Origin of the sequence: Uliginosibacterium sp. H1, from assembly GCF_036017065.1 — a bacterium.
Taxonomy (GTDB): Bacteria; Pseudomonadota; Gammaproteobacteria; order Burkholderiales; family Rhodocyclaceae; genus Uliginosibacterium.
Genome location: NZ_JAYXHR010000002.1, coordinates 442,142 through 455,588, shown reverse-complemented (window position 1 = coordinate 455,588; position 13,447 = coordinate 442,142). Strand labels below are relative to the sequence as shown.

The 13,447-nt window shown below is 67.9% G+C and carries 13 protein-coding genes; 2 read left to right on the top strand and 11 right to left on the bottom strand.

What is annotated here, in order from left to right:
* Positions 1–11: 11 nt before the first annotated feature.
* From VVD47_RS11685 to VVD47_RS11670, 4 genes are all read right to left on the bottom strand, one after another.
* Positions 12–632, bottom strand: a complete 621-nt coding sequence (locus tag VVD47_RS11685; protein WP_327603641.1) for a thiol:disulfide interchange protein DsbA/DsbL — start codon at positions 630–632, stop codon at positions 12–14.
* A 34-nt stretch (positions 633–666) separates the two neighbouring features.
* Positions 667–1,299, bottom strand: a complete 633-nt coding sequence (locus tag VVD47_RS11680) for an SPOR domain-containing protein (protein ID WP_327603640.1) — start codon at positions 1,297–1,299, stop codon at positions 667–669.
* Between the two features lie 87 nt (positions 1,300–1,386).
* The gene (gene can, locus VVD47_RS11675) at positions 1,387–2,037 is read right to left on the bottom strand and encodes a carbonate dehydratase (RefSeq protein ID WP_327603639.1); all 651 of its coding nucleotides are present in this window, start codon (positions 2,035–2,037) and stop codon (positions 1,387–1,389) included.
* 99 nt (positions 2,038–2,136) lie between these two features.
* The gene (locus VVD47_RS11670; RefSeq protein ID WP_327603638.1) at positions 2,137–4,125 is read right to left on the bottom strand and encodes a UvrD-helicase domain-containing protein; all 1,989 of its coding nucleotides are present in this window, start codon (positions 4,123–4,125) and stop codon (positions 2,137–2,139) included.
* Between the two features lie 359 nt (positions 4,126–4,484).
* Between VVD47_RS11670 and VVD47_RS11665 the strand changes: the two genes are divergently transcribed.
* Together VVD47_RS11665 and VVD47_RS11660 are read left to right on the top strand one after the other, a co-directional pair.
* Positions 4,485–4,973, top strand: a complete 489-nt coding sequence (locus VVD47_RS11665; protein ID WP_327603637.1) for a hypothetical protein — start codon at positions 4,485–4,487, stop codon at positions 4,971–4,973.
* Positions 4,974–5,045: 72 nt separating this feature from the next.
* Positions 5,046–5,825 (top strand): META domain-containing protein, encoded by a 780-nt coding sequence (locus tag VVD47_RS11660; protein WP_327603636.1) that lies wholly within the window; start codon positions 5,046–5,048, stop codon positions 5,823–5,825.
* Positions 5,826–5,847: 22 nt separating this feature from the next.
* Here VVD47_RS11660 and VVD47_RS11655 read toward each other — a convergent pair whose 3' ends face one another.
* The 7 genes from VVD47_RS11655 to VVD47_RS11625 form a co-directional block, all read right to left on the bottom strand.
* Entirely contained in the window at positions 5,848–7,206 is a 1,359-nt protein-coding gene (locus VVD47_RS11655; RefSeq protein WP_327603635.1) for a DUF1501 domain-containing protein, read from the bottom strand.
* 14 nt (positions 7,207–7,220) lie between these two features.
* Positions 7,221–8,999, bottom strand: a complete 1,779-nt coding sequence (locus tag VVD47_RS11650) for a DUF1800 domain-containing protein (RefSeq protein WP_327603634.1) — start codon at positions 8,997–8,999, stop codon at positions 7,221–7,223.
* 176 nt (positions 9,000–9,175) lie between these two features.
* The gene (locus VVD47_RS11645; RefSeq protein WP_327603633.1) at positions 9,176–9,703 is read right to left on the bottom strand and encodes a DUF1697 domain-containing protein; all 528 of its coding nucleotides are present in this window, start codon (positions 9,701–9,703) and stop codon (positions 9,176–9,178) included.
* Between the two features lie 52 nt (positions 9,704–9,755).
* Positions 9,756–10,442, bottom strand: a complete 687-nt coding sequence (locus VVD47_RS11640) for a LysE family translocator (RefSeq protein WP_327603632.1) — start codon at positions 10,440–10,442, stop codon at positions 9,756–9,758.
* 39 nt (positions 10,443–10,481) lie between these two features.
* The gene (locus VVD47_RS11635) at positions 10,482–11,225 is read right to left on the bottom strand and encodes a LutC/YkgG family protein (RefSeq protein WP_327603631.1); all 744 of its coding nucleotides are present in this window, start codon (positions 11,223–11,225) and stop codon (positions 10,482–10,484) included.
* Positions 11,222–12,628: a LutB/LldF family L-lactate oxidation iron-sulfur protein gene (locus tag VVD47_RS11630; RefSeq protein ID WP_327603630.1), complete on the bottom strand. Its 1,407-nt coding sequence runs from the start codon at positions 12,626–12,628 to the stop codon at positions 11,222–11,224. The genes VVD47_RS11635 and VVD47_RS11630 overlap by 4 nt, the downstream gene beginning before the upstream one ends.
* Positions 12,628–13,419, bottom strand: coding sequence for a (Fe-S)-binding protein (locus VVD47_RS11625; RefSeq protein WP_327603629.1), 792 nt, complete (start codon positions 13,417–13,419; stop codon positions 12,628–12,630). Before VVD47_RS11625 ends, VVD47_RS11630 begins: the two co-directional genes overlap by 1 nt.
* Positions 13,420–13,447 lie beyond the last annotated feature (28 nt).

The following is a 13,447-nucleotide window of genomic DNA, read 5'->3' as shown; positions in this document are numbered from 1 at the left end:
GTGGCGCGGGCTTACTTACTGCCGCGGGCCTGGGCGATCAACTGGTCGGAGACCTTGAAGACGTTCTCGCCGGCGTTCACCATCCAGCGGCCGTTGATGGCCAGCGCCGGCACGCCCGGCACCTTGTAGTCGCGCGCCAGTTGCTCGGAACGCTTGAACTGGGACTCGACGCCGAAGCTGCGCCAGGTGTCGTTGAACTTGGGAACGTCTACGCCTTGCTTGGCCAGCCACTCGTTGCGGGTCTTCTCGTCGTGCAGGGCGACGCGCTGGGTGTGGATGGCCTCGAAGACCTTGGCGTCCAGCTTCTCGTTGAGGCCCATCACGTTGAGCGTCAGGTACATGCGCGCCAGCGCGGTCCAGTCCGGACGACCGAAGCCGACCGGCACGCGCTTGAAACTCACGTAGGGCGGCAGCTTCTTCACCCAGGGCTGCAGGCGCGGTTCGAACTCATGGCAGTGCGGGCACATGAAGGAGAAGAACTCCAGCACCTCGACATTGCCGCCGGTGCCACCGGGCTGCGGCGGCGTGATGTCAACGTAGTCCTTACCCTTCTGCTGCGCCTGCGACAGTGCAGGCAGGGTGGCCAGCGCGGCGCCGGCGGTGAGGGTTTGCAACAGGCTGCGACGATTCATTTCTTTGGGTCTCCGTGGTCTTTCGAAAGAGCTGTCACGGCCGGGCCGGATTGACGGCACTGGTGGCAGCCTGCGGCTTCGACCGCACGATGGAAGATTCGATCCCTTCCGTCGCCAGTCTTGCCCGCACCGCCTCGGCATCGCCGAAGGCAGTGAAGGGGCCGACACGTACGCGATGGAAGGTGCCCTTGTCGGTCACATCCACCTTCTGCACGCCGGCCTCGATTCCCATCAACGCAAGACGCGCCTTCAGGTTGTCAGCGTCGGAGGGATCCTGGAAGGCGCCTGCCTGCACGAACATGCGTTCGGTGTTGTCGATGGCCGGCTTGGCCGGTGCCGGTACCGAGGCGGCATCGCCACCGGGCAGGATCTTGTAGAAGTCGAAGTTCGGCGGCTGGGCGGTGTTGGCCTGGTCGCCCGGCTTGCCGGGCAGTGCGGCCGGGCCGCTGGCCGCCGGCGCGACCGGGGCCGGTGTCGCCGGGGAGCTGATCGGCGCGGGCGTGTCGCGCAGTGGCGTGCGGCCGAAGTTGATGTACAGCGCCACGCCCACCGCGATGATGACCCCCAGCACCAGACCCAGCATGACGCCGGTAAGGGTGTTGCCACGCTGTGCGCGCGGACAGGCCGGAAAGTCGGAAAGACGGACGTGGAAAAACGGTTGCGACATGCGCGAAACCTCGCGGTCAGAAAGGCGTGCGCGAGTATAACCCTGCGCGCAGGCCCTCCCGGTACGGGGTTTCAGTGCCCGACGTGCTCAGCGCAGGATGTTGTCCACCGCTGCCACGTAGGCGTCGGTGGCGTCGGTGTCGCGTGCCACGCTGACCTCGAGGTCGCGCAGGATGCCGTCGGCCACGCCGTAGATCCAGCCGTGCACCAGCACCTCCTGGCCGCGCGCCCAGGCGTCGCGCAACACGGTGGTCTCGCAGACGTTGAGCACCTGCTCGGCCACGTTGAGTTCGCACAGGCGATCGACCTGGGTCGGCAGGTCGTCGATGGCGGCCAGCTTGCCGCGGTACTTGTCGCGCACGTCGGCGACGTGGCGCAGCCAGTTGTCGGCGAGGCCGACGCGGGTGTCCGTCAGCGCGGCGCGCACGCCGCCGCAGCCATAGTGGCCGACGACCAGGATGTGCTTCACCTTCAGCACGTCCACCGCGAACTGGATGACCGACAGCGCGTTGAGGTCGGCGTGCACCACCACGTTGGCGATGTTGCGATGGACGAAGACTTCGCCTGGCATCAGGCCGGTGATTTCGTTGGCGGGCACGCGGCTGTCGGCGCAGCCGATCCACAGGTACTCCGGTGCCTGCTGGGTGGCGAGGCGGGAGAAGAACTCCGGGTCGTTGTCGAGCATGCGCTCGGCCCAGGCGCGGTTGCCCGCGAGCAGTTCGTGTAGGGGACGATTCATGACGGCTCTCTCTTTCTTGTCGCCAGCTTCTAGGTTTTTCTCGGGCGCTGCGGCCGCCATTGTACCTGCCGCATTGCAGCACCTGCTGCGTGGACCGGATCAGGCCGGCTTGTTGCCGAGCATCGCGCGCAGGTTGGCCAGCCGCGCCTGCGCGTCTTCCTTGGCCACCGGCGCGGCGTTCCTGCCGCCGCTGTGTTTCGTGCCCTCGCCCAGCTCGGCAATGAAGCGCGAGGCCTCCACCGTGCGCAATTCGCCGGCGCTCTTGCGGCGCTCGCAGTAGGTGATGGTCAGCGCGCGCTGTGCGCGGGTCACGCCCACGTACATGAGGCGACGCTCTTCCTCGATCTTGTCTTCGTCGATGCTGCTCTGGTGGGGCAGCAGCCCTTCCTCCACGCCGACCAGGAACACGTGTGGAAACTCCAGCCCCTTGCTGGCGTGCAGGGTGGCGAGCTGCACCGCGTCCGCGCCTTCCTCGCCTTTGTCGAGCAGGGTGATCAGGGCCACCATCTGGGTGAGTTCCAGCAGGTTCTTATTGTCCTCTTCGCCCTTGCGGCCCAGCCAGTCCACCAGGTCGCGCACGTTCTTCCATTTCGTTTCGGCCTCGCGGCCCTCGCAGCTTTCCAGCAGCCAGGTCTCGTAGCCGGTCTCGGTCAGCAGCTCTTCCAGCAGGCGCTTGGCCGGCTCCTTCGCGGCGCGGAACTCCAGCCGGTTGATGAAGTTGCCGAACTCGCGCACGGCTTCCAGCTGGCGCGCATTCACGTGCTGCTCGGCGCCTTCCTCGAAGGCCGCGGCGAACAGGCTGATGTGACGCTGCCCTGCGTAGCGTCCCAGCGATTCGATGGTCGCGGCGCCGATGCCGCGCCGCGGCGTGGTGATGGCGCGGATGAAGGCCAGGTCGTCATCCGCGTTGGCGATCAGGCGCAGGTAGCACAGGATGTCTTTGATCTCCGCGCGGTCGAAGAAGCTCTGTCCGCCGGATATGACATAAGGGATCTTGTGGTTGCGCAGCTGTTGCTCGATCAGCCGCGCCTGGTGGTTGCCGCGGTAGAGGATGGCGTAGTCGCTGAACTTGCTGCGCGTCTCGAAGCGGTGCGCGGAGATCTTCGTCGCCACCCACTCGGCCTCGTTCTCCGCGTCGCGGCACACGTTGATGGCGATCGCATCGCCCAGGCCGTGCTCGCTCCACAGCTTCTTCTCGAACAGCTTCTCGTTGTTGCCGATCAGCGTGTTGGCGGCGCCGAGGATGCGGTTGCTGGAACGGTAGTTCTGCTCCAGCTTGATCAGCTTCAGCTTCGGGTAGTCCACCTGCAGCTGGCGCAGGTTCTCCACGTCGGCGCCGCGCCAGGCGTAGATGGCCTGGTCGTCGTCGCCCACCGCGGTGAAGGCGCCGCGCACGCCGGCCAGCTGGCGTAGCAGCTTGTACTGGGCGCGGTTGGTGTCCTGGTATTCGTCGATCAGCAGGTAGCGCAGCTTGTTCTGCCAGCGCTCCATCGCCTCCGGGTGCTGCTCGAACAAGGTCACCGGCAGGCCGATGAGGTCGTCGAAATCCACTGCCTGGTAGGCACGCAGGGTCTGCTCGTAGGCGGGGTACAGTTTGGCGGCGGCGTAGGTGACTTCATCGTTGGCCAGCTTTTCCGCTTCGGCCGGCGTCACCATCGCGTTCTTCCACGACGAGATGGCCCACTGCATCGCCTTCACCCGCGCCTTGTCGGCGTCACCGGCGATCTCGCCGATGATCTGCAGGATGTCGGAGGAGTCGAGGATGGAGAACTGCGGCTTCAACCCGGCGAGCTTCGCCTCCTGCCGCACGATGCGCACACCCAGCGCGTGGAAGGTGCACACCGTCAGGCCGCTGCCGTGGCCGCCTTCCAACAGCTTGCCGACGCGCTCCTGCATCTCGCGCGCGGCCTTGTTGGTGAAGGTGATGGCGGCGATGTTGCGGGCCTGCATGCCGCATTCGCGCACCATGTACGCGATCTTCTGGGTGATGACCCGCGTCTTGCCCGAACCCGCGCCGGCCAGCACGAGGCAGGGGCCGTCGAGGTACTTCACGGCGTCGCGCTGGGGGGTGTTGAGGCGGTCAAGCATTGGGGGCACGACGGGCGGGGAACGGCCGCAATTTTAACGCAGCCGGGAGGGGCGCCCCCGGCCCGCAAAAAACCGGAAATACCTGGCTTGAGAGGAATTCCCGACCGCTCTTTCTCGATGCGGTTTTTGCTGCCTTCGACGTTTGTGGCGAATGTCGTGACCAACGGCCTCCGGCCATGCCGGCAACCGCAGCCGCCTTGCAGTGCAAGGCATTCCGGCGGGCCGCCACCACGCAGGGAGTGGGCGCCGGGCGCCGTTCGTCGCCATGCCGATGTACTAAGGGTCAGGCGGCCTCAAGGCTTGTACCGCAGCGCCGCAATTTGTGACAGATTTCACGTAGCCACTGCAGGAGAAGCGCCATGCCCAACATGCCATTCGACGATGCCACCGTCCCCCGCAAGACCCACGCCGGCGCCCAGGCCCTGCTGGTGCGTGACGGCAGCCTGAGCCCCTCGCTGCGGCGCCTGCTGTTGCTCACCGACGGGCACCGCACGGTCTTCACGCTGTCGCAACTGCTGATCGATCACGACGTGCCGCGGCTGCTGTCCCACCTGGCCGATCTCGGCATGATCGACGACGGCGCGACCGGGCGGCCGACGAAGCCGATGGTCATCGACGAACTGCCGGAGGGCTGGGAGACCGCCTCCGAGTTCATGATGTCGCGAGCCCGCGAGAGCCTCGGCGTGGCCGCGGCGGACCTCATCGACCGGATCGAGCACGCCGACAGCCACGATGCCGCGCGGGAGGCGATGAGCCAGTGGTACCGCGCGCTGCGCGGCTCGCGCAACGGGCGCGACCATGCGGATGAGGACCGCGTGAAGGTCGTGAGCATGCTGGGCCGCGGCTGAGGACGTTCCGCAAGCTGGACAGCAACAAGGCCCTGGGTGAGCATGACGGCTGGATCAGACCGGGGCCGCTTCATGCACATCCGTCACCGTCTCACCGCACTGCTGTCGGGCCTTGGCGCCCTGCTGATCCTGAACGGCTGTGCCACGACGCCGGCAGCCGGTCCGACCCTCGTTACCGGTACGGCGACTTACCGCGAGCGCATCGCCCTGCCGCCCCAGGCGGAGTTCGAAGCGAGCGTGGAGGACGTGTCGCGCGTCGGTGCGCCTTCGGTACGCGTGGGCGAAATCCGCATGCCGCTTGCCGGCGTGCCGGTCAGATTCTCCATCCCGGTCGAAGCCTCACGCCTCACGCGTGACGGGCGCTACAGCCTGCGCGCACGCATCACCCTGGGTGATCGACTGCTCTACACCAGCGACACCGTCTATCCGGTGCTGGGCAGTTCGGGGCTGACGCATGCCGACATCCTGCTCAGGCCGGTACCTGCCCAGCCGGTGGCCGATGCGCCGCTGGAGAACACCTACTGGAAACTGGTCTCCCTGGGTAACGAGACCGTCACCGTGGCCGATGCCCGGCGCGAACCGCACCTGATCCTGCAGGCCCGGGAGCGGCGCGTGGCCGGGTCGGGTGGATGCAACCGCTTCACGGGTGGTTACACCCTCGACGGGCAGGCCCTCAGCTTCTCCCGGGTGGCCGGCACCCTGATGGCCTGCGTGCAGGGTGGCGAGTACGAGGCGGCCTTCCTCAAGACCTTGTCCGCGACCACCCGCTGGCGCGTCGATGCGGGTCAGCTGGAACTGATCGACGCCCAGGGCGCCGTGCTGGCCAGGTTCGTCGCCGTGCACCTGCGCTAGCGCAGCGCCCCGGCAACAGGCTTCAGACGAAGCCGAGGTTGCTGCTGCCGAAGTTCGACAGATTCGGCAGCAGCGCGCTGACCTGGCTGGCATTCAGCCCCATCCACGCCGCCAGCGTCGCCATGTACTGGTCCACCGACAGGGTGGGAATCCAGCGGCCCTGGTATTCCCAGCTCTGCACGCCGTAGTCGTCCGTGCCACCCAGGTTCAGCGAGGGGTAGGTTCCGTATGTTTGCCCGCCCTGTACCGCCCCGCCCATCACGAGGTGATGGTTGCCCCAGCCGTGGTCGGTACCGCCGCTGGAGTTGGGTTTCAGCGTGCGGCCGAAGTCCGACAGGGTGAAGGTGGTGACATCGTTGTCCACCCCCAGCGCCTGCATGGCGTTGCGGAAGGCGACCAGCGCCGGCGCCAGCTCTGCGAACAGGTCGCCTTGCCGTGCCAGGTGGTCGTTGTGCGTGTCGTAGCCGTCCTGTGACACCACGAAGACATGGCGGTTGCCGCCCACCGTGCTGCGGTTGGCGATCATCTTCGCCACCTGGTAGAGCTGTTCCGCAATGCTCGTGTCCAGCGCGCCCTGCAGGTTGTTGAAGTGGGTGTTCAACACCTCGGCCGGGGTGTTCGTCGGCGAGATCTTCAGGATCGGCGCCAGCGTGGTGCTGCGCGTCAGCGCGGTGCGCTGGATGCCGGCGAAGGCGTTCAGCAGGTGGTTGCTGCGTGTCCGGGTGGCCAGGGTATCGAGCATCGCGCGGCGTTGCGCGTTAGGGCCGCCGAAATAGCCGGCCGGCGCAAAGTCGGAGCCGGGGCCCGGCAGGGCCAGGGTGGAGCGGGTGGCACCGATGCCGATCCGGCCGCTGCCGCCGAAGGCGAACACCGGGTCCGGCCCCAGCGCCTCGGCGAGACGGCCACCCCAGCCGGTGCGGCCCAGCACCGAACTGCCGGCGGACTCCCACAGGTTCTGCTGGTCGGAGTGCGAGAACAGGTTGTCCGGCAGCTGCGCGGTTTTCGCGACGAGCTGCGCGCGTGTCGTCGGCCGCGCCAGCGGCCCGACGTTGAGCACCGCGGCCAGCTTGCCCTGCGTCCACATCGGAGCCAGCGGTGCCAGCGAGGGATGCAGGCCGTACAGCGGCCCGATCGCCGCCAGCGAAGCCTGGGGGATCGCCAGGGCACCGCGCGTGGCGGCGTACTGCGCATGACGGCCATCGCGCGGCACCACCATGTTGGCGCCGTCGTTGCCGCCATACAGCGCCACGCACACCAGCGCCTTGTAGCCGGTGGCCTGCGCGTTGGCGGTCGTCGAATAGAGGGCCTGCAGGCCGCCCACGGCGGTGAGTGCGGTGCCGGACAGGGCACCCCTCAGCAAGCTGCGTCGCTTCATGTCCATGCGCGTGCTCCGGCTCATCGCTGCACCTGGTATTCGGGGCTGGCCAGCACCAGGTAGAACGCGGTGGCCACGCGTTCCCTGCGCCAGTTGGCGGGATTGTTGGTGGCGGTGTGGGCCGCCACGGCGGTCGCGATGCCGCTGCGTACGTCGCCGGGCAGGCCGCCGGTGACCAGCAGGCGCTCCACGCGTTCCACGAGCGTGGTGGCGTTGTCGGCCAGCGCCTGCCAGTTCGCCAGGTCGGCCTGCGTGCCGCTGGCGCCGGGCATGCTGCCGGCGGCGATGCCGTTCCAGTACAGCATGGTGGTGCCGAGGTTGACGCGTGCAAGCGTGCTGTTGGCATTCTCGATGGCGAAGGCCGGCCCCACCAGCGTGGTGCCCGGCAGCGGAAAGTCGGGCGGATAGAAGTTGAACACCGAGTTGGCGTTGAACACGATCTGCCCCAGCTGGCCGCCCCACCACCAATAGAAACCGGCACCGTCGGTGCTGGCGTTGGTGGCGCGCAGCATGCCGGCGATGAACTGCGCCGGCTCGCGCAGGCGGCCATAGTTGTTGTCGCCGTTCTTGTCGTCGCCGCGTGCCTCGGGGTCGAGCAGGATGGCGGCGATGATGGCCCGCATGTCGCCGCGCTGGCCGTTGCCGAAGCCGTGCGCCGTGCCGCTGGCGAAGGCCGCCGACACGCGGCCCACGTACGCGGGCGACGGATTGCTGGTCACCAGGTGCTGGATGAGTTGCCTGCCGAGGAAGGGGGCCGCGTTGGCGTGGTTGAACAGCGCGTCGATGACGCGGTCCAGCGCCTGCTGCGGCGTGCGGCTGGCCGCCAGCGTGGAGCCGTCCGGCAGGGTGCGCGCCGTCTGGTCATGCTGGGCGGGTACCGGAATCATGTCGCCGCGCAGGTAGGTGTAGTTCTTCCAGCCGTTGCTGCCCCAGGGGCTGACGCCGCCGGCCGGATAGGTCCAGCCGGTGAGTGCGAAGGCGACGTCGCGCACGCCGTTGTTGTCATAGGTCGACTGGCAGTTGCCGCCCAGCAGCGTGCCGTCCGCATTCAGCTTGCACAGGCCGATGGAAAACAGCTGCATCAGCTCGCGCGCGAAATTCTCGTTCGGGTCCGCGCGCTCGTTGTTCACCATGTTCAGGTAGGTGCCCATCACCGGTGACAGCGTCACCTTGCGCAGGATTTCGCGCACGTTGCCGAAGGCGTTGTCGTGCAGCGTCTGCTGGTACTCGCGCAGGCCGTAGGTGCCTTCGACCTCGGCGTTCGACACCACGAACACCTGCCCGAGTGCCAGCGCCACGCGCTGGCGCAACTGGTCGCTGCCGAACACCGCATTGCGGTAGAACTCGCGCGACAGCGGCTCGGCCGAGTAGTACTCCTGCCAGCAGTTGTCGCGCAGGTAGGCACTGGGGAAGGGGAAGCTGCCGCAGAAGTTGGCCAGCCCGGCGGTGTGTATGGCGGAGGAGTAATTCGGCGAGTAGCCGCCTCCCGTGGCCTGGAACTGCGCCGCCAGCCAGTTGCGGTAACCGCTGCCCACGACGGTGTTCAGGGCCGTCTGCGTGGGACCGAAAGTCGCTTGCGTCAGGAAGCGCACCGCATCTGCCTCGGTGGGCGGTGTCTCGTTGGCGGGCAGCGGCGCGGGTGTGGGCGTCTGCGCTGCCGGTGTGCCGCCGCCAGTCGTTCCGCTGCCAGCGGTGCCACCGCCGCCCGATGAGCCACCACCCCCACCGCAGCCCGCCAGCGCAAGCAGCAGGCAAGCCAGCAAGGCGTGCAACAGCGGTGAGCGGGAGATTGACGACACGGGAAGGCTCCGGGGAAATCGATGGAAACGGAGCCGCTGACGCATGGCTCCCGATCGGATTTTCCGCATGCCATGACCCCGGACGAGGACTTTTCCACCAGCGGCGGATCGTCGGGGACGGGCGCCCGTCCGCCTGCCAGGCGGTCGGCAGCGACGCCTGAAGGGCGTGGCTCAGGCTAGGCGGTGGAACACTTCCGCACGGTGTCCAGCGTCCGCGTCGTCACGGCCTTGCCGAAGGTGCGCTCCAGCAGGCTCATGAATGCCGGCCCCGTCTCGTTCGGTACGTAGGCGCAGAATACTTCGGTGTTGTCCACGCGCAGGATCGACGCCCTGTCCCGCTCGATGGGCAATTCGAGCCGCCCTTCGTAGGGCTGCTTCAGGAAGGTGACGATGCGCTTGGCGTCTGCCGGCAGCTCGAAGGCCGCGAACGGGTCGGACGCGATCAGCGACTGCAGGAAGGTGGACGGGCGGACGATGGTGTGGAACATCCTGTCCATGTGCCGCTGCATCGCCTCTTCCGCCTGCTTCTCCAGCACCGGAACGATGTCCGGCCTGGCGGAGAAGGCGACGTTGCCGCTGGACAACAACGTCCTCACGTCCTCGAAGCCCGCCGCCTCGAAGCAGCGCTTGAGCTCGGGCATCTTGCAGTTCATCGGGCTGACGCCGCGAAGGAAGGCGGTGTAACGGGTCGTGGCGGGGGTCATGGCGGCCATCCAGTCCTGTGCGAGTCCTCTGCGTGATGCGTCCGGGTGCAGTCTAGGCTTGCCTGCTCAAGGCAAGTCGGCATGCAAGCAACACGAAAACCGTTCCGGCCAGCCGGTTGATGGCGATCTGTGCCCGCGTCGACTGCCTCAGCCAGGTGCCGATACGGCTCGCGCCCCAGGCAATGCCACTGAAGATGACCAACGCCGTCAGCATGAAGACTACGCCGAGCGTGATGATCTGGATGCTGGGCGCCCCGCGGGCCGGATCGACGAACTGCGGCAGGAACGCCAGGAAGAAAACTGCGACCTTGGGGTTGGTCACGTTCATGACGATACCGCGCACATAGAGCGACCTGGCGCTCAGGGACGCTTCAGCTGCGGACAAGCTCTGCGTCGCTCCCGCACGGAATGCCTGCCATGCGAGGTACAGCAGGTAAGCCGCTCCCACGATCTTCAACGCGGTGAAGGCGATGGCAGATGTCTGGAGCAGCGCCGCCACGCCCAATGCAACAGCGGCGATGTGCGCGAGCAGCCCGCTGCACAGCCCGAGCGTCACCAACAGCCCGGCCTTGCGGCCGTGCATTGCAGACTGGGTGAGGACGAAGATGTTGTCGGGGCCCGGGGAAACCGCCAGGGCGGCCGAGGCGGCGACGAAGAGAAGCAGGACGTCAGACGGGATCATGGATTCGACGGATTGATTCTGGGTACGGGCCTGCCTGTCCAGGGCACGGCTGTCCATGACACAGGCGTAGTGGGTCCGCCCATCAGGAAGTCCTGCTCAACCGATCAGCAGGATATGCAGCCGCCGCGGCCCGTGCGCGCCAAGCTGGATGGTCTGCTCGATGTCACCGGTACGCGATGGGCCCGCGATGAGATTCACCGCGCGCGGCATGCCGCCGTGATTGCGCAGGCTGGTCCAGGCGTCTTCCAGGTGAGCAACGATGTCCTGCCGGTGCAGCACGACGAGATGGTCGTCCGGCACGAAGTTGTGGGTGGTCGGCGTGTCGGAACCGGAGCCCAGCAGCACGCTGCCGGTCTCGGCGACGGCGAGGCGGGCGAGGCTGACGGCGACGGCCTCGTTGCGTTGCGCGGCACCGGTATGCACCTGTAGCGGCGCGGGCCAGGCCAGCGCCGCCAGCGGGTCGCTGACGGCGATGTGCGTCGGCAGGCAGTGCGTGCGCAGGTGGGCCGCGACGGCGGCGGGAACGTCGCCGATGTCGGCGAGCGTCTGCACGGTGGCGGCGCGGCGGGTGATGCGCTGGGTGAACACCTCGGCCAGATCGTCCGGCAGTGCGGGGCGCGGGTGTCGCGGCGCGCGGCTGATGCGTTCGGCGAGCGCGGCGCGCGCGGCGGGTTGCAGCGGGCCACGGCCCAGCTGGTCGGCGATGGTGTCGAGGATCAGGTCGCGGCCGACGCCCAGCTGGTACAGCGGCTTCTTCGACACGCGCTGCTTCCACGGGAAGAGGCGTTCCATGAAGCTGGGGCGGTCGTCCACGTCCGGATCGAAAGCAGGCTTGCTCATGCGCGCTTGCTCCGCGGCACTTGCGACAGGAAGGTGCTGCCCGCCGGGGCGGGCAGGTCGCGGCTCTGCGTCCAGCCCTCGGCGAAGGGCAGCTTGCGCACGCGACGCCCGGCACCGCCGAGTCGCGCCAGCGTTGTCGTCGCCAGCTTCTCGGCGATGCGGTACAGCCAGGGCTGGCTGGCGACGAAACGCCAGGCGGCCAGCGCGCTGCGCTGCAGGCGCGGGCCGACGCGCTCCACGTGCTGCAGGTGGCGCAGCTCGCGCAGCATCTCCGGCAGCGGGATCTTCACCGGGCACACGCTCTGGCAGCGGCCGTTCAGCGTGCAGGCGTTGGGCAGGTCGTAGCTGTCCTTGAGGCCCTGGTAGATCGGTGTCAGCACGGCGCCCATCGGGCCGGGATAGACCCAGCCATACGCGTGGCCGCCGACGCTGCCGTACACCGGGCAGTGGTTCATGCAGGCGCCGCAGCGGATGCAACGCAGCATCTTGCGAAAGCGGCTGCCCAGCATCTGGGTGCGGCCGTTGTCGACCAGCACCACGTGGTATTCCTCGGGGCCGTCCGGGTCGCCAGCGCGACGCGGGCCGGTGGACAGCGTGGTGTAGGTCTCGGTGTCCTGGCCGGTGGCGCTGCGTGCGAGCAGGCGCAGGAAGACGGGCAGGTCGTCCAGCGAGGGCAGCACGCGCTCGATGCCGCTGGTCACGATGTGCACGCGCGGCAGGGTCTGCGTCAGGTCGCCATTGCCTTCGTTGGTGACGATGACGCTGGTGCCGGTCTCGGCGATCAGGAAGTTGCCGCCGGTGATGCCGACGTCGGCGCGGAAGAACTTGTCGCGCAGCATCTCGCGCGCCTCGGTCACCAGCTCGGCCACCGTCTCCTTGCGGGCGCGGCCGTGGTGTTCGGCGAACAGCGCGGTGACCTGCTCGCGGGTCTTGTGCAGGGCCGGGCCGACGATGTGCGAGGGTGGCTCCTTGGCGAGCTGGATGATGTATTCGCCGAGGTCGGTTTCCACCACCTCGTAGCCGGCAGCGATCAGCGCGTCGTTGAGACCGATCTCCTCGCTGACCATGCTCTTGCCCTTGGTGATGACCTTGGCATCAGCGGCGCGGCAGATGTCGACGATGATGCGCTGCGCCTCACTGTCGTCATGCGCCCAGTGCACCTTGCCACCGGCCGCGACCACCGCCTGCTCGTAGCGCTGCAGGTAGTAGTCGAGGTGGTCGAGCACGTGGTCCTTGATCTGCGCCGCCGTGTCGCGCAACTGCTCGAACTCCGGCAGCGCGTCGACCGCCGCCTGGCGATGGCCGATGAAGCCGACGCGCGAGCGGGCCAGCGCGGTGCGCAGGCGTTCGTCGTGCAGGGCGACGACGGCAGCCTGCTTGAAGCGCGGGGTCTCGAAGCGCATCAGCGCGGCTCCTTCGCGTCTTTCGTGTCGTCCGCTTCGCCGCACAGCCCGTTCCCTTCGGCCATGCCGGCCAGCACCTCGGCCGCGTGGAAGACGCGCAAGGCCTTGCCCTCGCGCGCGGCGCGGCCGGCGATGTTCATCAGGCAGCCGAGGTCGCCGCCCAGCACGGTGTCGGCAGCGGTGCCGGCGATGTCGGCCAGCTTGTCGTCGACGATGCGGGTGGAGATCTCCGGATACTTCACGCAGAAGGTGCCGCCGAAGCCGCAGCACACTTCCGGGTCGCGCATCTCGGTGAGCTGCAGCCCCTTCACCGCCGCGAGCAGGCTGCGCGGCTGCTGCTTCACGCCCAGCTCGCGCAGGCCGGAGCAGGAGTCGTGGTAGGTGGCGACGCCGTCGAAACGCACGTCGTCCAGCTGCAGGCCGCGAACGTCGACCAGGAAGGACAGCAGCTCGTGCGCCTTGGCGGCCAGCGCGTCGGCACGACGGCGCCATTCCGGCTCGTCGTCGAACAGGCGCGGGTAGTCCTTGCGGATCGTCGCCATGCAGGAGCCGGACGGACCCACGACATAGTCATAACGCTCGAACTGGCGGATCACCTGCTTCGCGAGTACGCGGGTACCGTCGAAGTCGCCGCTGTTGTACGTCGGCTGGCCGCAGCAGGTCTGCGCGGCGGGCACCTCCACCACGCAACCGGCGCGCTCCAGCAGGTGCAGCGCGGCGTGGCCCAGGTTGGGACGGAAGACGTTCATCAGGCAGGTGGCGAAAAGGCCGACCCGGGGAGCTTCGGTCATCGTGTCGTTCGAGGTTGGATCCGGAATG

Coding starts and splice junctions, on each gene's coding strand:
- VVD47_RS11685 (WP_327603641.1), bottom strand. CDS start 632: ATGAATCGTCGCAGCCTGTTGCAAACCCTCACCGCCGGCGCCGCGCTG.
- VVD47_RS11680 (WP_327603640.1), bottom strand. CDS start 1,299: ATGTCGCAACCGTTTTTCCACGTCCGTCTTTCCGACTTTCCGGCCTGT.
- can (WP_327603639.1), bottom strand. CDS start 2,037: ATGAATCGTCCCCTACACGAACTGCTCGCGGGCAACCGCGCCTGGGCC.
- VVD47_RS11670 (WP_327603638.1), bottom strand. CDS start 4,125: ATGCTTGACCGCCTCAACACCCCCCAGCGCGACGCCGTGAAGTACCTC.
- VVD47_RS11665 (WP_327603637.1), top strand. CDS start 4,485: ATGCCCAACATGCCATTCGACGATGCCACCGTCCCCCGCAAGACCCAC.
- VVD47_RS11660 (WP_327603636.1), top strand. CDS start 5,046: ATGCACATCCGTCACCGTCTCACCGCACTGCTGTCGGGCCTTGGCGCC.
- VVD47_RS11655 (WP_327603635.1), bottom strand. CDS start 7,206: ATGGACATGAAGCGACGCAGCTTGCTGAGGGGTGCCCTGTCCGGCACC.
- VVD47_RS11645 (WP_327603633.1), bottom strand. CDS start 9,703: ATGACCCCCGCCACGACCCGTTACACCGCCTTCCTTCGCGGCGTCAGC.
- VVD47_RS11640 (WP_327603632.1), bottom strand. CDS start 10,442: ATGGACAGCCGTGCCCTGGACAGGCAGGCCCGTACCCAGAATCAATCC.
- VVD47_RS11635 (WP_327603631.1), bottom strand. CDS start 11,225: ATGAGCAAGCCTGCTTTCGATCCGGACGTGGACGACCGCCCCAGCTTC.
- VVD47_RS11630 (WP_327603630.1), bottom strand. CDS start 12,628: ATGCGCTTCGAGACCCCGCGCTTCAAGCAGGCTGCCGTCGTCGCCCTG.
- VVD47_RS11625 (WP_327603629.1), bottom strand. CDS start 13,419: ATGACCGAAGCTCCCCGGGTCGGCCTTTTCGCCACCTGCCTGATGAAC.